At 46.9% G+C, this 21,595-nt stretch carries 29 protein-coding genes and 1 pseudogene; 6 read left to right on the forward strand and 24 right to left on the reverse strand.

The window, feature by feature from the left end; all coding sequences use genetic code 11:
- Positions 1–393 precede the first annotated feature (393 nt).
- The 4 genes from MHB84_RS03205 to MHB84_RS03220 all read left to right on the forward strand — a co-directional run bounded on the left by MHB84_RS03205 (position 394) and on the right by MHB84_RS03220 (position 3,989).
- Entirely contained in the window at positions 394–2,025 is a 1,632-nt protein-coding gene (locus MHB84_RS03205) for a thiamine pyrophosphate-binding protein (RefSeq protein ID WP_076289800.1), read from the forward strand.
- A 12-nt stretch (positions 2,026–2,037) separates the two neighbouring features.
- On the forward strand, positions 2,038–2,406 hold the full coding sequence (locus tag MHB84_RS03210; RefSeq protein ID WP_076289801.1) for a carboxymuconolactone decarboxylase family protein: 369 nt from the start codon (positions 2,038–2,040) through the stop codon (positions 2,404–2,406).
- A gap of 185 nt (positions 2,407–2,591) precedes the next feature.
- Positions 2,592–2,942 (forward strand): hypothetical protein, encoded by a 351-nt coding sequence (locus MHB84_RS03215; RefSeq protein WP_076289802.1) that lies wholly within the window; start codon positions 2,592–2,594, stop codon positions 2,940–2,942.
- 54 nt (positions 2,943–2,996) lie between these two features.
- Positions 2,997–3,989, forward strand: a complete 993-nt coding sequence (locus MHB84_RS03220) for a 3-oxoacyl-[acyl-carrier-protein] synthase III C-terminal domain-containing protein (protein WP_076289803.1) — start codon at positions 2,997–2,999, stop codon at positions 3,987–3,989.
- A gap of 216 nt (positions 3,990–4,205) precedes the next feature.
- Here MHB84_RS03220 and MHB84_RS03225 read toward each other — a convergent pair.
- A pseudogene (locus tag MHB84_RS03225) lies at positions 4,206–4,412 on the reverse strand (manganese catalase family protein); the annotation flags it as partial.
- Positions 4,413–4,432: 20 nt separating this feature from the next.
- Positions 4,433–4,708, reverse strand: a complete 276-nt coding sequence (locus MHB84_RS03230; protein WP_076289805.1) for a S24 family peptidase — start codon at positions 4,706–4,708, stop codon at positions 4,433–4,435.
- 101 nt (positions 4,709–4,809) lie between these two features.
- Between MHB84_RS03230 and MHB84_RS31330 the strand changes: the two genes are divergently transcribed.
- The gene (locus tag MHB84_RS31330; RefSeq protein WP_076289806.1) at positions 4,810–5,025 is read left to right on the forward strand and encodes a helix-turn-helix transcriptional regulator; all 216 of its coding nucleotides are present in this window, start codon (positions 4,810–4,812) and stop codon (positions 5,023–5,025) included.
- A 334-nt stretch (positions 5,026–5,359) separates the two neighbouring features.
- Here the strand turns inward: MHB84_RS31330 and MHB84_RS03235 are convergent, their stop codons facing one another.
- The 4 genes from MHB84_RS03235 to MHB84_RS03250 form a co-directional block, all read right to left on the reverse strand.
- Complete coding sequence (locus tag MHB84_RS03235; RefSeq protein ID WP_076289807.1) at positions 5,360–5,695, reverse strand: YolD-like family protein; 336 nt, start codon at positions 5,693–5,695, stop codon at positions 5,360–5,362.
- On the reverse strand, positions 5,685–5,915 hold the full coding sequence (locus MHB84_RS03240; protein ID WP_076289808.1) for a LexA family protein: 231 nt from the start codon (positions 5,913–5,915) through the stop codon (positions 5,685–5,687). Before MHB84_RS03240 ends, MHB84_RS03235 begins: the two co-directional genes overlap by 11 nt.
- 147 nt (positions 5,916–6,062) lie before the next feature.
- Positions 6,063–7,403, reverse strand: a complete 1,341-nt coding sequence (locus tag MHB84_RS03245) for a GH25 family lysozyme (protein WP_083678942.1) — start codon at positions 7,401–7,403, stop codon at positions 6,063–6,065.
- Positions 7,404–7,419: 16 nt separating this feature from the next.
- Positions 7,420–7,884: a phage holin family protein gene (locus MHB84_RS03250; RefSeq protein ID WP_076289809.1), complete on the reverse strand. Its 465-nt coding sequence runs from the start codon at positions 7,882–7,884 to the stop codon at positions 7,420–7,422.
- A gap of 174 nt (positions 7,885–8,058) precedes the next feature.
- Between MHB84_RS03250 and MHB84_RS03255 the strand changes: the two genes are divergently transcribed.
- Positions 8,059–8,592, forward strand: a complete 534-nt coding sequence (locus tag MHB84_RS03255) for a stalk domain-containing protein (protein ID WP_179087171.1) — start codon at positions 8,059–8,061, stop codon at positions 8,590–8,592.
- Here the strand turns inward: MHB84_RS03255 and MHB84_RS03260 are convergent.
- From MHB84_RS03260 to MHB84_RS03340, 18 genes are all read right to left on the reverse strand, one after another.
- The gene (locus MHB84_RS03260; protein ID WP_076289811.1) at positions 8,586–10,481 is read right to left on the reverse strand and encodes a phage tail protein; all 1,896 of its coding nucleotides are present in this window, start codon (positions 10,479–10,481) and stop codon (positions 8,586–8,588) included. The genes MHB84_RS03255 and MHB84_RS03260 overlap by 7 nt on opposite strands.
- A gap of 10 nt (positions 10,482–10,491) precedes the next feature.
- The gene (locus MHB84_RS03265; RefSeq protein ID WP_076289812.1) at positions 10,492–11,010 is read right to left on the reverse strand and encodes a phage distal tail protein; all 519 of its coding nucleotides are present in this window, start codon (positions 11,008–11,010) and stop codon (positions 10,492–10,494) included.
- A 46-nt stretch (positions 11,011–11,056) separates the two neighbouring features.
- Positions 11,057–11,188: a hypothetical protein gene (locus MHB84_RS03270; RefSeq protein WP_256716838.1), complete on the reverse strand. Its 132-nt coding sequence runs from the start codon at positions 11,186–11,188 to the stop codon at positions 11,057–11,059.
- 55 nt (positions 11,189–11,243) lie between these two features.
- The gene (locus tag MHB84_RS03275; RefSeq protein ID WP_076289813.1) at positions 11,244–11,645 is read right to left on the reverse strand and encodes a hypothetical protein; all 402 of its coding nucleotides are present in this window, start codon (positions 11,643–11,645) and stop codon (positions 11,244–11,246) included.
- A 12-nt stretch (positions 11,646–11,657) separates the two neighbouring features.
- On the reverse strand, positions 11,658–12,875 hold the full coding sequence (locus MHB84_RS03280) for a tail fiber protein (protein ID WP_076289814.1): 1,218 nt from the start codon (positions 12,873–12,875) through the stop codon (positions 11,658–11,660).
- 13 nt (positions 12,876–12,888) lie between these two features.
- Positions 12,889–13,284: a phage tail fiber protein gene (locus MHB84_RS03285; protein WP_076289815.1), complete on the reverse strand. Its 396-nt coding sequence runs from the start codon at positions 13,282–13,284 to the stop codon at positions 12,889–12,891.
- A 5-nt stretch (positions 13,285–13,289) separates the two neighbouring features.
- Entirely contained in the window at positions 13,290–13,859 is a 570-nt protein-coding gene (locus tag MHB84_RS03290) for a phage tail domain-containing protein (protein WP_076289816.1), read from the reverse strand.
- The gene (locus MHB84_RS03295; RefSeq protein WP_076289817.1) at positions 13,856–18,307 is read right to left on the reverse strand and encodes a phage tail tape measure protein; all 4,452 of its coding nucleotides are present in this window, start codon (positions 18,305–18,307) and stop codon (positions 13,856–13,858) included. Before MHB84_RS03295 ends, MHB84_RS03290 begins: the two co-directional genes overlap by 4 nt.
- A 39-nt stretch (positions 18,308–18,346) precedes the next feature.
- Positions 18,347–18,484 (reverse strand): Com family DNA-binding transcriptional regulator, encoded by a 138-nt coding sequence (locus tag MHB84_RS31335; RefSeq protein ID WP_076289818.1) that lies wholly within the window; start codon positions 18,482–18,484, stop codon positions 18,347–18,349.
- Between the two features lie 30 nt (positions 18,485–18,514).
- A complete protein-coding gene (locus MHB84_RS03300) occupies positions 18,515–18,847 on the reverse strand; it encodes a hypothetical protein (protein ID WP_076289819.1) in 333 nt (110 codons plus the stop codon).
- Positions 18,848–18,857: 10 nt separating this feature from the next.
- Entirely contained in the window at positions 18,858–19,019 is a 162-nt protein-coding gene (locus MHB84_RS03305; RefSeq protein WP_179087168.1) for a hypothetical protein, read from the reverse strand.
- Between the two features lie 22 nt (positions 19,020–19,041).
- Positions 19,042–19,452 carry a hypothetical protein gene (locus MHB84_RS03310; protein ID WP_076289821.1) on the reverse strand — a complete coding sequence of 137 codons (411 nt, stop codon included), beginning with the start codon at positions 19,450–19,452 and terminating at the stop codon, positions 19,042–19,044.
- A gap of 77 nt (positions 19,453–19,529) precedes the next feature.
- Complete coding sequence (locus MHB84_RS03315; RefSeq protein ID WP_076289822.1) at positions 19,530–20,117, reverse strand: major tail protein; 588 nt, start codon at positions 20,115–20,117, stop codon at positions 19,530–19,532.
- A gap of 6 nt (positions 20,118–20,123) precedes the next feature.
- On the reverse strand, positions 20,124–20,459 hold the full coding sequence (locus tag MHB84_RS03320) for a hypothetical protein (RefSeq protein WP_076289823.1): 336 nt from the start codon (positions 20,457–20,459) through the stop codon (positions 20,124–20,126).
- 6 nt (positions 20,460–20,465) lie between these two features.
- On the reverse strand, positions 20,466–20,840 hold the full coding sequence (locus tag MHB84_RS03325) for an HK97 gp10 family phage protein (RefSeq protein ID WP_076289824.1): 375 nt from the start codon (positions 20,838–20,840) through the stop codon (positions 20,466–20,468).
- Positions 20,837–21,145, reverse strand: coding sequence for a phage head closure protein (locus tag MHB84_RS03330; protein WP_076289825.1), 309 nt, complete (start codon positions 21,143–21,145; stop codon positions 20,837–20,839). The genes MHB84_RS03325 and MHB84_RS03330 overlap by 4 nt, the downstream gene beginning before the upstream one ends.
- A complete protein-coding gene (locus tag MHB84_RS03335) occupies positions 21,142–21,420 on the reverse strand; it encodes a hypothetical protein (protein ID WP_076289826.1) in 279 nt (92 codons plus the stop codon). Before MHB84_RS03335 ends, MHB84_RS03330 begins: the two co-directional genes overlap by 4 nt.
- Position 21,421: 1 nt before the next feature.
- Entirely contained in the window at positions 21,422–21,592 is a 171-nt protein-coding gene (locus MHB84_RS03340; RefSeq protein ID WP_179087172.1) for a hypothetical protein, read from the reverse strand.
- Positions 21,593–21,595 lie beyond the last annotated feature (3 nt).

Below are 21,595 nucleotides of genomic sequence, written 5' to 3' on the forward strand. Positions count from 1 at the left end.
TCGAATTTCAGTATAACAGAAAGCTTAACATTGCCAATCTTTGCACGGATGCGAAATGAAAAGCATATGATCTTCATTGGATACATATAAAACAAATACATCATATTCTACTTTATTTTACATTTTATTCTATAAATCTTGTTCATAGGTAAATTGTTGCAGGAATATATAACCAATTTATTTTCTCTTATAGGGTAAGACATTAAGCGCTTCCAACCTAAGAATCAGGAACTTATACTCATAAAATCGGTTGACAAAAAACCACAAAAAAAGCTACTCTTCCTATTAACAAGGATTTATTTCCTTTTACAACCTTAGACAACGACATACATCCCAAAAATGGAACTTGACCTATGGGTCCAAAAACCTATTTTGTGAAGCGAGGTGTCCCGCATGAGAACAGTTGCGGACTATTTGGCAGAAGCTCTGCGTAATTTAGGCGTTACTCATGTCTTTGGTATTATCGGAAAATCTATATGTCCTGCTGTCCTGAAAATGGTTGATTACGGTTTGGAATTCATTCCAGGTCGCCATGAGTCCAGTTCAGGCTTTGCCGCATCGGGCTATGCCCTCCAAACAGGAAAACTGGGTGTGGCCTTCGCCACTTCTGGTCCAGGCGGAACCAACTTACTCACCGCTGCTGCCCATGCAAAGGCCAATAATTTGCCCGTCCTGTTTATTACAGGTCATCAATCCATTCAGGAATTGGGGCTTCCGCAATGTCAGGACTCCTCTTCCTACTTGGCTGATTTGGCGGAAATGTTTCGTCCTGCCACCCTGTTCAGCAAGCTCGTGGAGCGCGGTGATCATTTCAGCACCATATTGAATCACGCCCTTTCCATTGCACTCGGTCCCAACAAAGGTCCGGTCCATCTCTGTCTTCCGTTTGATGTACAAACTGAACAGCTCGCTGATTTCCGGGTGGTCATCCCGGAGCCAGAACCCCTGATTAGCGTATCCAACCTGAATCGTATCCTTCCCTTACTTCAACAGTCCAGTCATCCTTTAATTATTGCAGGCAAAGGTGTCAGCCGCGCCAGAGCCCATGATGAATTGCTCCATTTTGCTGAACATTTCAATATTCCTGTCATTACTTCTCCAGGAGGAAAAGGTGCCATTGCCTGGGATCATCCCCTATATCATGGGCCCTGCGGTGTTGGCGGCTTCCCTCATGCAGATGAACTGCTGAATCAAAGTGATCTTTATATCGTACTCGGTTCACGTCTGAGTGATATGACAATCTGTAATTTGAAACCTGCAAACCACCCTGCACATCTGATTCAATTCGATGCTGATCCTACATTCGTTGGTAAAATACTTAACGCTCAAACCTTACATATCACCGGCGACCTGAAGGACAACCTGCAGTTTTTGCTAGGCACACTGACAGAACGTCCTGTTGTTCCAAGAGAAACGACCACTGTGGATTACACCGTACCTCTCCCGGATCTGCCGCATCTGTCCTTGGCTTCCATCTTGGAAGAAATGAGTGAACTGCTTCCATATGATCATAAGCTGTTGGTGGATGATGGCAGTCATGGTTTTCATGCGGTTCAACGGTATAAAGTCAAGAAACCCGGCAGCTTTGTGTTTGACGCCTACTTTGCCTGCATGGGCAATGCCATAGGTATGGCTATTGGGGCCAAGACTGCCGCACCGGAAGAAACCATTGTATGCATTACAGGTGACGGATGCTTTATGATGCTTGGAACCGAGATTAACACCGCTGTATGCAACAATCTGCCGGTCATCTTCATCGTTGTAAACAATAAACAGCTGGATATGGCACTGAAAGGCATGGAAAAAACAACAGGTCGAATTGATGGCACTTTATTTGAGGTTCCCGTGGATGCGGCAAAGTTTGCCGAGTCGCTCGGCGCTGTTGCTTTTCGGGCAGAAACACGGGCTGAGTTCACCTCAGCTCTCCAGGCCGCGCAGCAACTGAACCAAGTTACTGTCATTGAGCTTCTTACCGATCGCGACGAGATCCCACCCACGGCTCACCGTACCGTGACTTTGAATTAGGAGGAACATAGCATGAGTGAACAAGTGACTCAAGGATTGGAGCGTTTTGCAAAACTTTCCGGTGAATATGGTGCAAAAGCACTGGCACCGATTAAGGATCAGTTCCCTGAGCTCGCCGAGTTTATTATGGGAACAGCTTACGGGGATATTTTTCAGCGTACAACCATCACCGATCAATGGAAGGAAGTTGCGATTATCTCCTCACTGATCTCACAGGGGCAGTATGAGCAGTTGGGGGTTCATTATACGATGGCGTTAAGTGTCGGTGTAACCGTGGATCAGCTCAAAGGAATTTTGCTGCATCTGGCACCTTGTGTTGGCGCCCCACGAATCATCAGTGCTTTTAATATATTGCTCACTACACTGGATGAAATCCAATAATTCACTCTTCTACATTTTTATACACGATTCGACTTTTTTATTGATCTTATTACATCTCTACCTTTATAATATGGTTAAATTATCCTTCGAATCAGCTACATCTCAGAAGCAGTCAGCGAGGGCCTCAAGGCCTATGTCTTGGTTAGCAGGATAGCCTTAACTCATTTAAAGGAGAGAGAACAATCATGGGAAGTTTTATACTGAAAACTGACGTTCCGAACAAGGTGTTGAACATTGAACTGGAGGGCTCTTTCTCTCAAGAAGACGGTTTACGTTCCATCTCGGCATATCAGGATACGATCGCTCCGATTAACACCAAGGAGTATGAGCTGAATATTGATTGCAAAAAGTTGAATGTTACTGCTCCGGAAATTGTGCCTCTTCTCGAGGGCTGCCTGCAAATGTTCAAAAAAGATGAATATAAAAAAGTGGTGTTGACGCTTGAGAATAATGCCATTCTGAAAATGCAGCTGTCCCGTCTTGGACGGTCTGTCGGATTGGACAATCTTGAGATCATCTCCACGGTAACGACATAATAAACCAGGCGGACATGCTGAGGGTTCACCCATCCGCTCAAGAGGAGAATGAAGATGGCTGGAATTCGTATTGTAGATATCGATATCTATCATCCAACGAACAAGGTGGGCAATGACTTTTATATTGAACATTTTGATGCAAGAGGTGTAGATATTCGGGGATTGTTAAAGGCACTTGGGCGTGATACACGTTACAAAATTGACAACGATGATGAAAACTCACTAAGCATGGCCTTTGAGGCCGCCAGTAATTTGCTCGAAAAGACCGGACTCACCGGTGCCGATATCGATCTGATTGCTTATGCAAGTCAAACGCCCGAATACATCTTTCCTACGAATTCCTTAATGATTCATCGCCTGATTAACGGGGCATCCCATACCATCTGCATTGACAGCAATGCCAACTGTGCGGGCATGACCGCAGCCTTTGAACAAGTTAGCCGTCAGATGCTGGGCAATCCCAGAATTCGTCGTGCTTTGATTATTGGCTCAGATTACATCGCTCCTCACGCCAGTCCAGACGATCCTGTGTACTTCGCGAATTTTGGGGACGCAGCAGCAGCTGTTCTTGTTGAACGGGACGAGCAGGCAGTCGGTTTTATTGACTCGATTTACCAGACTGATACCTGTGTGTACGGCAATTCTCTCTTCCCGGCACAAGGTCTTGCAAAACTAGGCCAAACCGGTGTTGACGCAGGTGCCTTCCATGTAAAATTCATACCGTTTGATGATTCCATCTGTGTAGATGCAGCCTCTGAATCGATTCGAACTTTGCTGAGTCGTAACGAGATCGGAGCAGACGAGATCAAAGCCGCTTGTTTCTCCCAATTATCCATTGGCAATATACGTGCTGTATCCGAGAACATTGGCATCAGCGAAGATATTGCCGTCTACATTGGAGACGAATTCGGATACACCTCAACCAGCAGTCCGTTTATTGCATTGCATCGAGCCATAACATCCGGCCAAATTCAGCGTGGTGATAAAGTACTGTTCTGGACCGTTGGCGCTGGGTGGCAAAATGTTGCCATGGTCGTTGAATACTGAGAGTTTGACACGGAACCCCAAAAAGCAGGGCAGCCTTTTTTAATAAAAAAGGACGGTCCTGTTTTTTTATTATTTTTTTGAGATGATAACTTTTACTGGATACATCCCATTACCCATACCTCAAAACCAATGAGGAGCATGATCTGAACAATTCCTTTCATCGCAAAAACCGCTCTCTTGACAGAGAACGGCAATGAGAACAATATGTTGTCCTTTTCAGAAAATCTTCTTCGTCTCCCGATCATCCTTCAGAATCTCGACTGCCTCACGAAAACGCAAGGAATGCACAATCTCCCGTTCCCTCAGAAACTTGAGGCTATCCTGTAGATCAACGTCATCCGTAAGATCAATCAACCACTGATATGTAGCCCGTGCCTTCTCTTCCGCTGCAATATCCTCGTACAAATCCGCGATAGGATCTCCTATTGTATACTGAGGCAAAACTAAAATCTAAGTACATTTGAAAAAACTCTTCCTATTATACTAACGGTTTTATAAAACGAATCAGGACAGTTCGAATTAGATACGTACACCCTGTGTCTTTCTCCCTGGTGCTCTATTCGCCCCAAACGTCTTTCTCCATCAACCTCCATAAGATAAATTTCCTCAGATGTGTTCCCAACCGTAACAATGGGGTCGATAAGCAATGTATCCCCTGTCACAATCCTATCCCCGATCATGCTGTCATCTTTTGCAACGTAGATCATTTTCTCGTCCATCGTTCTACTCTCCCTTTGTTGTTTCTCAATGATGATATGTTTACCTCATGCATATGTAATGCTATAATTTCCAATGAAATGTGCATAAAGGAGCTACCAAAGTGAAAGTCTCCCGTGGGAGGTGCTTACTTCTGGAGCGTATAAATGAATTAGGATTGAGCCAGGCGGAATATGCGCGTCGAGTCGGACGATCAAAAAGAATGATATCTCACTTTTGCGCTGGAACACGTGTAATGCAACCTGAAGATATCTACGCTGCTCAAGAAGTCTTTGGCTTTACGCTTAAAGATTTATACGAACTCCATATAAGTGAGTAGGTGCGGCTTGCCGCCCTCCCTCGGAAAAATTGGGAACTAATAGTTCCCGCTCCTATATGTAAATAATACCTTTTACCTATGACATTTTGTGTCATAACGTGTCGAATGAACCAAAGGTAAAACTTTACATTGATTTATTTCGCTAAACAACGATCTATCTGATAGGTATATGTTCGAGAGATATTTTGATAGAACTTTTGTTCTCGTGAATATTTAACATTTTGTCGAATACATCAAAATGATACAACGAAAATATAAGAAGCAGCGTATGTTTTTGGGATGATTTTTAGCTAAATAAAAAATCCGCTGGATTCCTCCTGCGGATTTCATTTCGCTATATGGAAGCACAAACGATATTCTCGAAGCTAATAAAACTGTAGTCCTCTTCGCCTCGCACAAATTTGATCTCTTTTCTTCTCCTATCAATAGACGCAACAACCCCACGCATCACCGTGTCATCGAAAGGATCAAACACAGTCAATGTGACTGACACACGCTCCTGGTAGGATTCCATTAAAGCCTGACCAATCAGTTGCCATTCCTGTTCATCCAATACTGGCTTCTCCCGACGGTTAAGTTCATGCATATGGGCTACATATGCATCCCGGTGTTCCGGCAAAATCATTCGGCTGCCTTCAATAACTCCGTTATCATTCAACTTACTCGTCATAAAAATCCCCCTCCAATATTTTAATGCCTCGTGGTATTGATTCTGTTCGCTTAATGTACCCTTTTTTCTCCAAACGCTCTAAATATCCATGTGCGGTGGACGACGATGATATTCCAATCATTTCTCCAAGCTCTCTCGCAGTGGGTGGATAACCGTTGTCTCGAAAATACTCTCTTAACGCATGCATTGCTTCCTCTTCCCTTGGACTAAGTTTATCCATAATATGTAACCCCTCTCGTTGTTGAAGGATAGGAACGCATGTTTGCATTATATGCGAATCTAGGCATTCTAATCAATAGCTAAAACGCAAAAAGGCCCCACCAGATATAAATCTGGCAGGGCCTTTGATATTCCCAAGCGTTTGGGATTATGAAGTTACTTTGATATCATTTTCTTGCCGATATTTGATCACAAGCATTCTCCAGAAGTCGTAGCTGCCTGTCTCGTCGGCAATGAACGGCTTATAGAAATTATAGGCTGACTCTGCCCAGCTCGGACATGGCATGTTATCCTTAGCTTTCTGAGCGGCTATATATGCCGCCTGTGCTTCTACTCTCGCCTTAAGAGAATCAAACGCCTTCTGTTCAGTTGCTGTCATTGGTACATTCCCCTCTTCCCCATAATAATCAATTAGATACTGCGTAGGCTCTACAACGCCCGCCTCCGTGGCAGTATAGCCATATTGCGGCGCAAAAGCTTTACGCACCTCATAATGTAAATGTGGTCCGCTACTGATTCCTGTGCTTCCTTGCTTGCCGATCAACTGACCACGTTTTACTTGCTGACCGACTTTGACGGCTGCGGCAGTGAGATGGGCGTACACATGCAGACCACCCTTGTCGTCCTTGATAGCTACCGTCACCCCATAATCTCCAAAACCAGAACCTTTAACCCCAAGCTTGGCATGCAGCACTTCACCAGCAACAAATGCATAGATCGGTCCATCAGAAGGCGTCACCACTAAGTCAACGCCGCGATGGAACTTCTTCACTCCGCTGACCGGATGCGTACGCATACCAAACGGGCTTGTGATCCGGTATCCGTCAAATGGGTTAGTGATATCAACCTTCTTCCCGTATCGCTTCTTCAAATCCGATAGGCTGCCATTAAATTCGTTCAAATCCACATTGCCAGTGATCCCCGGAACTTTGCCTGAATCACTATATTGCCAAATGGTCCACGTCTTCCATGCAAGCTGATCATCTGGTGTTCTCGTATCACTGTATCGTGCAATCCATAAGTCATAACCCGATAGTCCTGAATCAAAGTTGCTCGCAAATGAATTGCCCGTGTAGATGATTGGCTTCCGGCCTGTCAAACGTTCCAGTTCAGATAGAAACGATTTAGCGACTGCATTGATCTGTGCTTTGCTCAGATTGCCGGGGTTGTTCTCATAATCCATCACAGGCGGTAGGCCGAGAAGATCAGCCCCGCCTACCGTATCCAAAGTCTTTGCATAATGCGCCGCTTCTGCTTTTGCGGCAACCGTTGTTGTCGCCTTCAGGAAATGATACGTTCCAACCAATAAGCCAGCAGACAATGCCCCTTTAACGTTGGTTGCAAAGTTGGGATCGCTGTATGTCTGCCCTTCGGTCGCCTTAATGAATACGAATTCCCGGCCGTCAGCCTTAACTTTCAGCCAATCAATTTTACCCTGGTACCGAGAAACGTCGATCCCCTGTACATTACTGTCTTTTCGTTGTTGCATTTAAATCACTCCTTACTTAAACTGCTGGTTTTTGAGTAGTATCATCTTGTGGTGGATCAGGTAAATTCGGATTGATCGGAACAGAAGATTTGGATTCGAATATCTTCACCGCATTGCGAAGTGCATCCGGCATAGGCAAACCCATACGGCCAGCATTTTCAATAACTGACAATAACTCATTCGCGATATAGAAGAATACCACCGCGTCTTGAATGTATCCGGTATCTCCCCAAGCCAAATCTATATAATGTGCAATCGTCACAATTAAGAAGATAGCCGCCTTTCGTGCAATCCCTTCAAAACCCACCCTACTTCTAAGCTCATGCTTAATCCAAGCTGCCGCCCATCCTGTCAACCAATCAACAACTACCAAAATCAAAAGTAAGTGTATCAACATATTCCAACCTCCAAAGAGGTATCCCGTGCCAGCCCCCATAGCTGCGGATACCATTTTAATGACATTAGCTATCCCCTCGTTCATGCCGCTCCCTCATCTCTCTGTAAAATAAAAAGCCCCCTAATCAGTTAGGGAGCTAAGGTGTTTATTCAGGTTAATATGAGCATGATGACCACCACCTTCGCAAAATTCTATAAAACTTTCGGCAGGGTTAACCGTTATAAATGGTATAATCTATACAAAAAGGAGATGTACCCCTTGAAAAAATCGTTCGTGAAAACTGTTGTCACGCTCGGTATCGGTATGATGATCGGATCGGCAACTTTGGCTGCCGCAGCTCCGTCCACCATACAAGCCGTAATATCAAACTTTAAAGTTGTCGTTAACAACGAACAAGCCAGCCTGAAAAATGCCCCTATCGTCAGTGATGGTGTAACCTATTTACCAGTGCGCGAAGTGGCAAGTCTGCTTGATGCAGATGTTAAGTACGATTCTAAAAACAAACAAATCAATATTAATTCGAAAGGTGAGGATACTATGCTACCAACCGCAACAGTTACTGAGTGGGTTCCCGCTAAAGAAGCAGTGTCCAAGTATGGAATCAGCATTAATATTTCGGATGTCACTACTGTCTCCCTAGATGATAAGGAAATAGTTTTTCCTCTGTCGATGTATGATCAAAAAGAAGGAGTTAAAACTGTCCAGAACGAAACTAACACAGCCTCGCTCAAAATTGATCAAAACGAATTATACTTTGGTGATGACACTTTGAAGTTATTAGGCGTTCAGTAATCACCTCCGCCTCTACTTTGTGCAAATATTTGTGTGAAGACTGACGCAACAACCCGCCCCAGTGAATCAACTGGGGTTATTGTTATTTCGTGATAATCACCACGATTTATTCGCCCGCTGTTATCTTTGGACAAGTAAGGGACGATGTCGATTTCCTCACCTGAAGACCCTACCCCCGAAATAAGATTTCCATCCACCCTAACTTGGACCTCAGAAGGCGTTGGGCCTTCCCAAATGCCAAATTCAATTTCATGTGTATGTCCTGGGATCGTATGTGTATGGTCCATCTGGTGCGTGTGTTCAGGAATAGTAACTGTGTGATTGTGGGCAGGGATAGTTACTGAGTGGCTATGATCGGCTGTTAGATTGTGCGTGTGCGCACCTGATTCAACAAAGGTTACTAGTGTTCCATCATCTTTCATCAATTTTGTCCCTGGTGGTATTCCGTGGTTATGCGCACCTCCCATGTTGACTGCCTGCATAACATCTATCGCAAATATCCTCCAGTTATCGGACGTTGAAGCGGATTCGATTGATGTTGCCTTGGTCGAAGTTGTTGGAGTTGTTTGGCCGCCCGCTGCTGTTGTATTCCTGGTACTCGGACCCGATGAAACCGAAGGAGCTGATTCAATCGCTTTACTGTAGCCCCGGAAAGCTTCTACTCGGAATGACAAAGCAACCTTATTCACCCTAGCTGTCTCTGCTGGTAGCCAGAAGCGTAATACAGCCGGATGCGAAGGATCACAGTTATCTGCAAAATCATGGCTGTCATAGTTGGTAGCGCCTTGGGCGTACACCTCACTGATATGCATCCGGTTCCGCAGCTCGGCAATACTGCCTGCGATATCCTGCGATTTGTTCGCAATCTCCAACGTTACGGCTCCCGGTTGTCCCAGTACATCCCCCTTGCCTACTTTGACCACTCTCGCTTTAATGTCAATGCCCAATTCCTGATCTTGCACCCATACCATAACGCCGGATTTGAACCTGTCAATTGGATCATTTGTGAGTGCATATATCTCAGCAGCGTCTACCGTGTAATGCACGCTTGGAACTTTCAATTCTTCCATCAGTGCCTGAGTTCGCGCCAGCAACGTTTCAGGATATTCAAACCGTCGATCTACAAAAATGGTCTTTACAATGCCGTATTTTTGTATAAGGGCTTGTTCGGCATCAATGTACGGCTTGCCACCGTTCAGATCAGCGAATGTGAGTTGATTTACGCCTTCCCCATATCCAAGTCCGTAAATTCTGGTAGATACCTTAGACGCGTCTATAACACGTGTGATGCCTTGCAAGTTTACACCGTACCGGATATACAGTTCTTCTTCCTCGGATGGCTTAATCAGATTGAGCCGCCACGGGTAAGTAGTTGTGTCAAATGACCACATATATTCATCTGGAAACGGATTCGGAACAGAGAACAACGCGCCAAGAAGATTTTCATTTTCCCAGTTGTATTCAAATTGCCTATCAAATTGGACCGTCCCAAGCTGCCACCGCTTTATCTCCTGTTTGGATAAGATATATTGCAACACGTCCCGCGTATACACGCCCAGATTGCCGACTGTGTGGTAAAGAAACAGGACATCATCCAGCAGCGTGCCCAAAACATGCTCACACTCATATGAAATGAATGGTCCATCAGATCCACGCTTGGTTGTTGGCTTCAGGATTCGGAACAACTCCAATCGTTCCTCTCCGTCAAATATCTCTACGAAATAAAGCGGCTGGCACTCCGCGTTTTTCTCATCATTGGCTGGCAAGCTGAAGCTGGCCGTCCAGATCGAATTCATTGGCGCTTCATAGCTCACGTCAAAGGCGTTTTCTAAATACGCCACCTTCCGCATCTGCAAGTCATATACTGTTACGTATGCTGGTCTTCTCATTTCCTGCCTCCTATACGAATCGATCCTGAAATGTAATCCGCATTAACACAGATCTGCCTGTAGCTGGGTCCGTATACGTTATTTTGTTGTTCCCCAAGTTGAGATCAAAAAAGTTGCCCCCCATGTTGTGAAGTGCATTTTGGCCGTTATGCGTGATCTTTAGGTTCTTAGAATCTATAATAACCCGGTCACCCGGGGATAATTTAGCTACATAATCTATAGTATCAATATGGAATCGGCTGCCATTCGCTTTCAGCGTGCCAACTCCGTGCAATATTGCCTTCTGAAGCCTTTCACGGATAAAGGAAGCCGAAAGGCCGCCCTCACCGTCCATTACTGCCGCAAAAGAGATTTCACGAATAAAATTTGCGTCTAATTCACCTGTGCCATCCATTTGCGCGCTTCCAGTCATTTCGGCGTTTCCAGCAGCGGTTATGCCACCTACACCACGTAATACAGCCTGACCGAACACGAAAACGGATAGCTGCCGATTAAACGCCATGCGGTTAAATGATCCACGGTTATACACGGCCTTCCCTCCCCATAAAAATAGCGCTCCATATTTGGAACGCCTCTTAAACGATATTGCCGTTTTGGTCCATGTCTCCAGCCTGCAAAGCTGCCGCCACTTGATCACGGCTGCCTGCTGGCACTTGCTCCAGCTTGATCAGCCCTTTATGGATCATCATTACATAAACAACTAACATGGTGTCACCTCCCCTCATAAGTTTCACAGCCCAACGGATCAGCAGCCGAGCAAGTTTAAGCCTCATCAGGAACCACACTTAATACCATCATATGCAGCTCCATGAGAGCCAGTTGGTTCGCATTACTTTCCTCGGCCAGTTGTTCCACTTGTTTGCTGAGTGCTGGTCGTGGTTCCTGTGGTGTCTCTGAATCGACTGATTCAGGATACGTGAACAGCGGTTCCCTTGTTTCCAAATCAATGCGTGTAATGCGCCCTCCCGCTTCTCGATCTTGCTCATGTTCCTTATACTCAAACTGTATCATTCCCACTGTCTCAGGCACACGTTCAGCAAGTGCCGCATATACCACGAAGTCCTGTTCTGGCGTCGTCTCTATAACAATTCCAGAACGCTCGCTAACTTCTTGTATTACGTTGCCTGTTCCCTTGTCATAATAAATCCTTGCTCCGATCTCCATAACTATCCCTCCTTAAACTCCAAAGGCTTCCCATTTATAAGTCCTGTACTTACTTACCGGGAGTCTAAATGTTGAGTCATTCACATACGCCCCTTCTGAAGGTTTTCCGTTACCTGTGTACTCCCAGACATCAGCACTCCGAAGGTAACTAAGTGCTGACCCATTATTAGAATCGGTATACTGATAGAAATTGGAATTTGTTCCGGAAGCACTCGGTATTGCGTTCCTAATAGTGCTGTCATACACATTAATAATAGAATCAAATGTCGGATCAGCACGGATAACAATCCTAGTAGGTCTAAAACCTAAGCCCGAAACGGTTAAAGGGAAAGCAAAGTAACTGAAGTTACCTTCCTGGAACCTCATACCTACATTTTCTGGTGGAGAAATCGTTCCTGTAGCATACCTCGGACCTTCGATAAGTGTTCCGACGACGCCTCCTACATTCACACCACTACGGATATTGGCTGCAATCAAATTCGCAATAACAGCACGGATAACACCAGATCCATTATGGTATCCAGCAGGAATTGTATACGAGCCGTTCTGAGCCGTAATGTTCTGTGAAACAGCACCACGGTTAACCATTGAGCCTGTCAGGCCGTTTGCCGCCGCATTACTAAACGTTGACCCCGCTAACACTTGCGCTGCTGTTGCATTACCCGTTGCACGGATGACTGCCGCAATCTTAGGAATCAGTTGATCCCATGTCTCGGAAGTGGATGCCGATACCCCAATGGAGTTAAGCGCGGCAACCACTTCCGATTTCCGCTCAACTCCATACTGAAAAGCCGCAGCTACGGCTGATTCCGTGGCTGCCACATCATCACGGTTTCCGTTCGTGGCTTTGGAAAGCATCGTGATTCCTTTTGTTGTAAGAGAGGCATTTGGAATGACAATGTTATCAACCCTTCGGCTGACATCCTCGATATTCTCTCGGAACGTATCATGGTCATAGGCTGTGAAGTACCTCGCCACCTTTGTTCCAATGTCCCATGATTTGGGCGCACTCTGAAACCCTCTGGTAACGCCTGTAAGTTCATTATTGTTTAACCCGGTATAAAATATAGTCTCGGCCGTTTCATCCGTGCCAAGCGTCAACAGGTTGGGCGCAGGCGGTAAAGATAAACCATTCAAAACGGTTAGATTGGTTTGCGTATCATCAATTGCCAGAGCCAATTCCGTTTGTCGGCTATTGACCGCTGCGGGAAACATGTTTTTCAAAGCCACGGTTCATTCCTCCTTAGCTCATGCTTGCAGCAACAGAACCCTGCAAGAATTTAAAAATGTCGTTCGCCAAGATGCTTCGCGGAGAATCTAATGCGCCAAAATAAAGCAGATTCCCAGCAGTCGCTGCGTCTCGAAGTCCAATATGGGATACCGTTCCCCAAGATGCTGAAGCAATAGCAAAAGCGAGATCGGCACTGTTTTTGATCGTTGGTTTCCCTCCATCGACCGCTGGTGCCCCAAAAACAATGGGCAGGCGTGTATAGCCACCACCTGACACCTCTTGTCCCGTGTCGGCTGCTGTTGGGTTTGTTGTATAAAGCGCCACATACACGTTTGCGGGACTGGCGAGCGCCGTCTTCCGAAACACATGATTTAGCAGTGCATTCGCCAAATAGTTGGACATATTCATTTCAATCACCCTTCCACTAAATATTCATTTGTTATCCGAAACCCTGATAGGGTGTTAGTCCCTTGATTCGTAAGCACAATCAGCGGAGCTGTACGGACATTTCCCTTGCTCTGTACTTGCTGAACATGCGGTGATGTCGTTATGGTTGTCTCATAAATCTGCTCCAAGCCATAGGCAAATGGATCATGTGCAATCAGGGATAGTGAGAACATGCCCAAGCCCATAATGCGTTCTGGATCAAACGCGCCCGTCAGTTGCACGCTAAACGTCTGATTCGGCCTCTCTCGCTGTCTCAGTTCGAGTTTGCGAGGTTTTCCATAGCTATCCACTAAATGAGCAGCCAACCCCATAACGGCTTGTTGCAGAGCCATATAGTTCTTGGTGATCATGGCACAATCATAAACGAACGTCCTCGCCCCGATATCAGCGCCGTAATTGTACAATCCGTTACGTCCAGGAATGTTCAGTGTCCGGTCCACCGTATCAGGTAGACCAGGACGCCGGGACGTGCCACGCACCAAGAAGCCCAACTCTATGTTGGACTTCCCGCCAAGCCATATCATTTCATTACTCATCTTGCACCTCCTGTACCTCGTGTGGCTTGTTGTGTGAGAGAGTACATTTCCAATGCCAGTTCTTTCGCCAATGCCCGGATGTCTTCGTCACTCCGCACACTAAACACTGCACCCGCAAACAACCCTTCCATATTCAGACTTAGAGGACCTGAATCAGTTCCGCCCCCTGAAGAAGAACCGACAGACGGTTGTACCGCTTCGGCCATTTCCCTCGCCTGCCGCTGTACGTTGGACATCATGTTTGCCATACCTTGCACAAGCCCTTGTCCGGCCATTTCCCCGATCCATTTCATTTCACGGGATGGAGAATGGATATCCAGTGCCTTCTGCATCGTCGTTCGCACCGAATCGGCAATTGCCTTAGCTTTCGCTTCCACGGCACCTTGCATGGATGCCAGTCCATCTAGCAATCCCTGCATTGCCTGTTTACCGATGTTGGGCAAGTCGGACTTCATCGCATTGAACTGGTTCGTGGTTCCGACCCGGATCGCTTTGACCTTTGCGTCAAAATCGGCCTTGAGTCCATCCAGTTGAGTGGCAGCACCCACACGAAGCTGAGTAATCTGTTTGTCTGTATCCTCACGTAACCCGGTCAGCTCCTGAACGGCAATTGCCCGTGACTCTGCCGACTTGGTTTTCCATAGTCCGGTGTACTCCGCAAGCTGTTCATCCGTCAACGTGTTCAATGCGGCCAGCTCAGGAGCTGCCTTCGGACCCATCTGCCGCAACTCTTCCAGTAGACCCTTGTCAATACCTCGCGCGGCCAGCGTTTCAATATTAGATGCCCATGTAGCCAGATAGTCCACTTGTCCGCGAAGGTTGTCCAGTAGCTGATGTCCCGATGTCTCAGACTTGGCAACTACTTCGTCGAACAATCCCGCAAAGTCGTTGATCGCCTTGGCTCGCTGTTCTACCGCCTGTTCATAGACGCCGTTAAGACGCAATTCTTCAGCGGCCACATTTGCATTCACTTCTTTGGTTTTGGCAAGGAAGTCCTCGCTGGCTTGGGTGAGCTGGTTGTATATCTCCAGTTTGACCTTGCCCGCTGCTTCTTCCGCCGCTTTAGCCTCAGCGGAACCAGCTTTATATCTGGCCTGCACCCGCTCCCATGCAGATAACTGCTGAGTAAGAGACATTTCGTTAGCGGCTGCCGCCTTTTCAATATAATCCTTCGAAGACTGGAAGCTTGCTTTTGCTAGTTCCTGCTTGATCTTATAGGCTTCCTTCTCGGCCGCGATATGCTGCGCGGTTCCGGCCTTATACTTGGCTTGGACTTTCTCCCACATGGCAAGCTCTTGTTCCAGCGTAACCTTGCCCGTCGAAGCTCTGGCATCAATGTACGCCTTCGATGCTGCAAATGAATCCTTGGCTGCCTTCTCGGCTGACTTGGTTTGCTGCTCGTGGGCCTTCTTGATTTCCAGCGTAACCTTCTGGACTTGAGCTGACGTTTTGGCATAAGAGGACTTCACTTTTTCCAGAGCCGCCACATAGCCGGCAGTGTCCAAATTGCCCATTTTGAAATTGTACTGTGCCGTGGCGAAAGCATCCTTAAAAGCCTTGTTAACCTTTGTGGCCGTCTCCTTAGCTGCCTTTTCCGCTGTCTTGGTCTTATTGCTAATCCCGTTTGCCAAACCTTGGCCGATGTTTTCGCCGTATCCGGTTGTCAGACGGGATGGAGAATGGATATCAAAAAACTTCTTGAAGAATCCGCCGATGGCTTCCGAAATTTCCTTAGCCTTCTGGACAACGACATCCTTCATGTTCGCAATACCTTGCACTAAGCCTTGAATGATGTTCTTCCCGACATCTTTCATCGTATTGAACGCATTTTTGAAGATGCCTATAATACCCTTCCAAACGGTTTCCGTTACTCCTTTGGCTGCGTTCCACGCTCCAGCCCAATCACCCTTGAAGATAGCCAACCACGTGTTGATAATACCCGATATCACGCCTATCACAGTTTCCACAATGATCTTGATGGCATTCCAAGCACCCGAGAAAACAGATTTCACCACATTAAACACCGTTCGGAAGACCGTTGTAATAGTGGCTCCCCACGTATCCCAAAACGCCTTCAGGTTGTTGAATATGGTCTTAACGACCGTGAAGATCACGTTGAATGTCGTGCTGAATATCGTCTTGAGAATTTCGAACACGCCCTTGAATGCGGCCGTGATCGTGGAACCCCATTTTTCCCAGAACGCTTTAATCTCATTGAAGATGAACTTGACCAGTTCAAAATAAGCCTTGAACACGGTATTGAACATCAGTGTCAGAGTTGCCCAGGTGGCTTTGAAGAAAGCTGTAATGTCATTGCCCCATGTGGCCCAGAACGACTTAATCCCAGCAAAGATGGATTTTACAACTTCAGATAGGGCTTTTAGCACCGTATTAAAGACCAGCTTGACGCCGTTCCAAAGTGTGTTAAATAGTCCGGTGATCTCTCCGCCCCACGTGGCCCAAAACGACTTGAGCGCACCAAAAACAGCTTCGGCTGCCGATTTGATGGCTTGCCAAGCTGCGTTAAGCGCGTCCCTTACCGTTTCGTTGGTCTTGTACAAATATGTCAGTCCGACAGCGACAGCGGCGATGGCTGCGACAACAATACCGATTGGACCCGTGATGGCCGTCCAAAGTGCCGTGAACATCGGTGTAAGCATCGTCAGCCCCGCCGCAATCTGCGGTATAAATCCAATCAGGATCAGAAGCGGACCCGCAATGAGCGCCAAGGCTGCCGTGATGGCCCCCAGCACCGCAATAAATGATTTCGCACCCTCCGGTACCTTGTTGAACATATCGACAACGACTTGCACCGTGGATACAATTTTCCGCAGGGCTGGAATCAGCGCATTACCAATGGTAATCTGGGCCGTCTCCATGGCCCCGCGTAATTCTTCAAGCGCACCTTTAAGGGTATCCAGCTTCTGCGCGGCAACCATTTGAGCATCGATTTTATCCATGGCTGCTGCCATTGCGTCGATCCCCTCGGCACCCTCTTTATAGAGGATGTTACCCGCGCGGATCGCATCTGATCCGAACATCGTATTCATGGCCGCTTGCCGTTGCATGTCGTTCAGACCGGACATCTTTTCGTTCAGCAGTCCAGCGATTTCGGACATGTCTTTGAGTGACCCGTTGGCATCGTAGAACGACGAATACACCCAGCCGTTTGCCTCGGCCATTTCCTTCGCTTGCTTGAAGTACTTCCCTGTTACCGTCTTGGCCCCGTCTGCTCGGGCCATATAGGTTGCTAATGCTTGGGTTATACCGTCGATGCTCATTTCAGCAGGCTTGATGCCCTGTTTAGACAGATACTCCATAGCTTTCCCGGTATCCAACGTCAAAAGGCCCAAATCCTTGAACGTGGCATAAGCATCTGCCGTGGTTGGCTGGAGCCGCATAAGCATGGTTTTGAGGGATGTACCCGCATCGGAACCCTTTAAGCCGTTTTGCGCAAAGGCCGCCAGCGCCGTTGCTGTATCTTTAAAGGACAAGCCCACAGAAGCAGCAACGGAAGCCGATTGGGACAATCCAAATTTCAGTTCGCTTACGCTGGTTGCTGAAGCGTTCGCTGCCCCGGCCAAAATGTCGGCCGCATCTTGGACAGAAAGCGAATCGGATTTAAAAGCGTTGAGCGCTGTAGAGGCAATCTCAGCAGCATCTGCCAGTTCCAATTCTCCAGCCGTTGCCAAGGACAACGCACCAGAAAGACCGCCGTTCATAACGTCTTGTACCTTGACACCCGCTTTAACCAGTTCTTCGATACCTTGGGCCGCCTCGGTTGCACTGTACTTCGTTTGGGCACCCATCGTAATGGCAAGTTGTTCAAGTTCAGACTTGAACTTACTTACCTCAGCCGGGTCCATAACGGAATAAGCATTTGCCATGCCTTGTTCAAAATCTGCTGCACTCTTTACAGCAACGCCTAGTCCGGCAGCCAAGCCCGTGCCAAACGCCGTGACGCCTGCACCGACTTTCTTCATTTGGTCGAAGCTGTTACCCAGCGATTGCTTCGCCTGCTCAAAAGCATCTTTATAATCCTGACCCAGCTTACTAACCTTTTTCCCTTGATCCCCAATCTCTTGGGTCGTCTCATCCAAACGGCTATTCAGTCCGCGCAGCTCCTGCTCCGTCTTCTGGACTTCACGCTGAAACGCCCGGTACTGACCTTCGGTGATGTCGCCACGGGCAAACTGCTGATTCACTTGTTCCTGCACTTGGCGCAATCGGTTCAGCTTTTCCTGAGTGTTTCCGATAGAACTGGCAAGCAGCTTCTGCTTCTGCGCAAGCAACTCCGTATTACCCGGATCTAACTTCAACAGCTTTTCAACCTGTTTTAGTTCGGATTGGATGTCCCTTGATTTTTTGTTGACATCGGATAAGGCTTTGCTAAGCCCCGTTGTTTCTGCACCAATGACAACGTTAATCCCCTTAATCGTTTCTGCCACACGGCCCACCTACCCTTAGTATCAGGCAGGCATGGCTCGCTACTTGGTGTGCGGCTCGCTCTGTTCCTTCAATTTGACTTCAACTATCTTTTTGCACCGCAAACACTTGATCTCCAGATCAGCAGAACGCGCCTTAAAGAGCAAATGCCCGCAATGCGGACACTTCACTTTTTCCATTATGCTTCACCACACATTCATGATGCTCTTTTATAAATTCCCAGACGTTTGGGAATCTCCCTCTACCTGAATTCGTAGCCGCTTCATTTCAGAGGCTAGTTTCTTCTTCGTGTTATTAATTCGAACAATGATCCCCTCCACCTGTCTACGGGTTAAACCGCCCTTTGCCGGACGCTGTTGCAGTTCAGCAAGATCTGCGTGGAATTTCTCCACTTTGCGATTTGAATAATACGCCGTATAGACCTTGCCGCAATGCGGACAGGAAAAACCAACCCTGTCCACACCCGGCAATACCTGTTGTGTTCCGTGGCTGATCAGCACGAAATCCTGACCACACCCGTCGCTGCATGTCATTGGTAACATGTGTACACCCCTAACGCCCATAAAAGGCATCAATGTCCGCTTGTGTAGCTTCTCGCGGTCCTTTCTTCTTCTCTTCCTTGCCTGTGAAGCTTCGAGCAAGATCAATCAAATCAGAACAAGTCATTTCGCTCATTTCCTGCATGCTCAAGCCGATTCGTTTGCCAATAGCCAACAAATCTATTTCTACACGAGAATCATTTCCTGCGGCTTGCGAATGCTCCTCTGACTCCCTGATTTTGACGAAAAAAGCCTGTCGTGGCTTCCTCCACAATATCGATAATGAATCCCTCATCCGAGAAATCGATATCTTCACCATAATCATTCAGCCACGTTTCAAATTTAGGGAAGGGTTTCCCGTACTGATACGCCTTCGCCATAGCCCACGCCAGTTGCAAAAAAGATAAGAAGTTAATATTCCCCAGTGCAAGGGCATCGGATGTGGTAGCTTCTGGGTTTTCTTCTTGATCTCCACCCGTGTCATAGTCGCTAATCATCTTTGTCATATCGCCAATTAAATCAGCCCCAAATTCCTGTCTATAGTAAAGTAGTGCCGGGGCTGATGCGGTGATTGGTACTGTCTTTTCACCAAATTGAAGTTCTTTCATGTTCATCGTCTCCATTCATTTAAATAGGGGTGAATCCCGTCCAATCTCACCGGACGGGATTCAAAACATTTAAGAAATTAAGCCGCAGGTGTGAACGTCGGCGTGTAGATTTTGGAGAAGAAGGAATTGAACTGAGTCGCATTCGTTGCGTTCAACTCCAAATCGCCTTTAACAATGACGTTATCATTGATTTCAATTGGCGAAGATGTCATGGACAGGGTTTCACCCACAATTTCCGTCGATTCCCCTTTAGTGGTGTTCTCCTTGGCTGTACGAGCTGCTTGGCAATCGTAGTACACAAAGCGTCTATCTCGCTTGTCACCTTTGACCTGACCCAGCAAAGCAAACCTCTCCGGCATGCCGTCTGCAATCTCGACCAACATACCGTTGTCATCAATCTTCCAGCCAAACATCCGGGCTTTAATCTCATCTGGAATGTTGGCCATCTCCAGTTCTCCGGTATAACCGTTGTTACTTGTCACAAGAAAATATGCCATGTTGTCAGCAAAGAATGTACTTGTCTCCCCTTGTGCTTCAGGCGCCCAGCGTACAGCACCTGGAATCGGAATTGGCGTTTCCCATTTTGGTTGTCCGGCTGTAGCATCTTTATCAAAGAATGCAATGTGTACCTTATCCAGACCAAACGTAACTTTGTTTTCTGACATTTGTCGTCACCCTCCAATGAGTTGTATTTCATAAATGATTTGATACATCGATTCGCCATCAAGCTTAATTTCTGTTTTCGAATAAGGTAATTCAGCTACTTCAAGGACATCTTCCACAAGCCCTTCCGCCGCCAAATCCTTGATGTCGGTGTACAGCTCAATCTGAAAATTGGAAATCTTCAGATAATTCCGGTTGTCAGCCATCAAGTCGCCGGAATAGGCAAATTGATAAACGATGAACGGCAAATCAGGTGCAGGTAATTCAGGCGTAGACTTAAACTCGCCATAGGCTAAGGGTAGACCTATGGATTCAAGCAGTTGATATAACTCGGCTTGCTGCATCCCCGTCTATCCCCCATTCCTAATAATCCGTTTAATATCGTCCGGTAGACTCGCGGCATGGTGATCATAAGCAGGACGCAAATGTGGACGGCCTGCAACTCTACCGCCGCCACGTTTTGCATGTCCAAACTCAAGTAAATGGACAATTCTCGAATTCTTCTTATTCCAAACCACGCGTTTGGCTTTTCCGCTACTGCCCTGCTTGGTCACCTTGAATCCTTTGGCATACTTACCTGATCTTTTAGGCGCGTTAGCGTCAGCTTCAGCACGAACCGACTCAGCTACTTCATCAACACGCTTTTCTATTGCATCAGAGACATCATCTGTATATGCCTTGACAGCACTCACGATTTCCTGCGCTAGTCGATCAATGGAAGTCATTTACCCTTCACCTTTCCGCATACCAGTTCGACTTCCTCGTCATGCTCCGAATACGTCCGAATGACTTGATATCGAACGCCTTCGAATATGACTTGCTGCTCTCCGCTATACTCATACGGATGCATGACAAACACCATTTCCGGTGCCATCCCAGCGGTAGCCGCGCTGTAAAACTCATTGCGCCCCACTGAACGAAGATCACAAAGCACTGCGGTTTCCACAGGATCAATGACGATCTCATTGCCGATATTATCTTTCGTACGGCCGCTAGGCTTAAATAGAATCAGTTCGTGATCGCCTCTCATGTACTCTTCCTCCGCGCGTGTAGAATCAGGTTATGAAGCCTGAATTGAAGGTGTCTCGGCATACTCCCCTCGCTGTCCCTGCTCTGGTAGCGCCATGCGGCATAATCTACGCAAAACTGGAGGTGATAGGCGTTATCCGCATCCAGCGTTAACCCCTTCTCATCCTCCAGTTCCTTCACCACCGAATTGGCGATAGCCGTAATGTAGTTGTCCCGCACGTTCGAACGAATAGCCAAACGTTCCTTGATTAATCCAACAATCAGGGCGATATCCATATCAATCGCCCACTTCCTCAATTAATGGTTCGCCGCGCCGATTCTCCGAACCAAGCAATTCCTCAATCCGAGCCTGCTTTCCACGTCCAGACCGAGGATACTTATCCCCGGCGTGGTAAATGTGGTTTTTGTCTTCTAAATCCTTGAAATCCTTAATGACGATGTAAGGCATTTA

The organism is Paenibacillus sp. FSL F4-0087 (assembly GCF_038020215.1).
GTDB lineage: Bacteria > Bacillota > Bacilli > Paenibacillales > Paenibacillaceae > Paenibacillus > Paenibacillus taichungensis.

What these genes read in the sequence shown, in the direction of transcription:
- MHB84_RS03330 (WP_076289825.1), bottom strand. Translation starts at nt 21,145, where the DNA reads ATGAGAGGCGATCACGAACTGATTCTATTTAAGCCTAGCGGCCGTACG.
- MHB84_RS03270 (WP_256716838.1), bottom strand. Translation starts at nt 11,188, where the DNA reads ATGTTAGTTGTTTATGTAATGATGATCCATAAAGGGCTGATCAAGCTG.
- MHB84_RS03245 (WP_083678942.1), bottom strand. Translation starts at nt 7,403, where the DNA reads ATGCAACAACGAAAAGACAGTAATGTACAGGGGATCGACGTTTCTCGG.
- MHB84_RS03205 (WP_076289800.1), top strand. Translation starts at nt 394, where the DNA reads ATGAGAACAGTTGCGGACTATTTGGCAGAAGCTCTGCGTAATTTAGGC.
- MHB84_RS03340 (WP_179087172.1), bottom strand. Translation starts at nt 21,592, where the DNA reads ATGCCTTACATCGTCATTAAGGATTTCAAGGATTTAGAAGACAAAAAC.
- MHB84_RS03335 (WP_076289826.1), bottom strand. Translation starts at nt 21,420, where the DNA reads ATGGATATCGCCCTGATTGTTGGATTAATCAAGGAACGTTTGGCTATT.
- MHB84_RS03290 (WP_076289816.1), bottom strand. Translation starts at nt 13,859, where the DNA reads ATGAGTAATGAAATGATATGGCTTGGCGGGAAGTCCAACATAGAGTTG.
- MHB84_RS03300 (WP_076289819.1), bottom strand. Translation starts at nt 18,847, where the DNA reads ATGTTACCAATGACATGCAGCGACGGGTGTGGTCAGGATTTCGTGCTG.
- MHB84_RS03210 (WP_076289801.1), top strand. Translation starts at nt 2,038, where the DNA reads ATGAGTGAACAAGTGACTCAAGGATTGGAGCGTTTTGCAAAACTTTCC.
- MHB84_RS03310 (WP_076289821.1), bottom strand. Translation starts at nt 19,452, where the DNA reads ATGAAAGAACTTCAATTTGGTGAAAAGACAGTACCAATCACCGCATCA.
- MHB84_RS03325 (WP_076289824.1), bottom strand. Translation starts at nt 20,840, where the DNA reads ATGACTTCCATTGATCGACTAGCGCAGGAAATCGTGAGTGCTGTCAAG.
- MHB84_RS03315 (WP_076289822.1), bottom strand. Translation starts at nt 20,117, where the DNA reads ATGTCAGAAAACAAAGTTACGTTTGGTCTGGATAAGGTACACATTGCA.
- MHB84_RS03285 (WP_076289815.1), bottom strand. Translation starts at nt 13,284, where the DNA reads ATGAATATGTCCAACTATTTGGCGAATGCACTGCTAAATCATGTGTTT.
- MHB84_RS03320 (WP_076289823.1), bottom strand. Translation starts at nt 20,459, where the DNA reads ATGCAGCAAGCCGAGTTATATCAACTGCTTGAATCCATAGGTCTACCC.
- MHB84_RS03235 (WP_076289807.1), bottom strand. Translation starts at nt 5,695, where the DNA reads ATGACGAGTAAGTTGAATGATAACGGAGTTATTGAAGGCAGCCGAATG.
- MHB84_RS31335 (WP_076289818.1), bottom strand. Translation starts at nt 18,484, where the DNA reads ATGGAAAAAGTGAAGTGTCCGCATTGCGGGCATTTGCTCTTTAAGGCG.
- MHB84_RS03240 (WP_076289808.1), bottom strand. Translation starts at nt 5,915, where the DNA reads ATGGATAAACTTAGTCCAAGGGAAGAGGAAGCAATGCATGCGTTAAGA.
- MHB84_RS03230 (WP_076289805.1), bottom strand. Translation starts at nt 4,708, where the DNA reads ATGGACGAGAAAATGATCTACGTTGCAAAAGATGACAGCATGATCGGG.
- MHB84_RS03260 (WP_076289811.1), bottom strand. Translation starts at nt 10,481, where the DNA reads ATGAGAAGACCAGCATACGTAACAGTATATGACTTGCAGATGCGGAAG.
- MHB84_RS03215 (WP_076289802.1), top strand. Translation starts at nt 2,592, where the DNA reads ATGGGAAGTTTTATACTGAAAACTGACGTTCCGAACAAGGTGTTGAAC.
- MHB84_RS03220 (WP_076289803.1), top strand. Translation starts at nt 2,997, where the DNA reads ATGGCTGGAATTCGTATTGTAGATATCGATATCTATCATCCAACGAAC.
- MHB84_RS03250 (WP_076289809.1), bottom strand. Translation starts at nt 7,884, where the DNA reads ATGAACGAGGGGATAGCTAATGTCATTAAAATGGTATCCGCAGCTATG.
- MHB84_RS03275 (WP_076289813.1), bottom strand. Translation starts at nt 11,645, where the DNA reads ATGGAGATCGGAGCAAGGATTTATTATGACAAGGGAACAGGCAACGTA.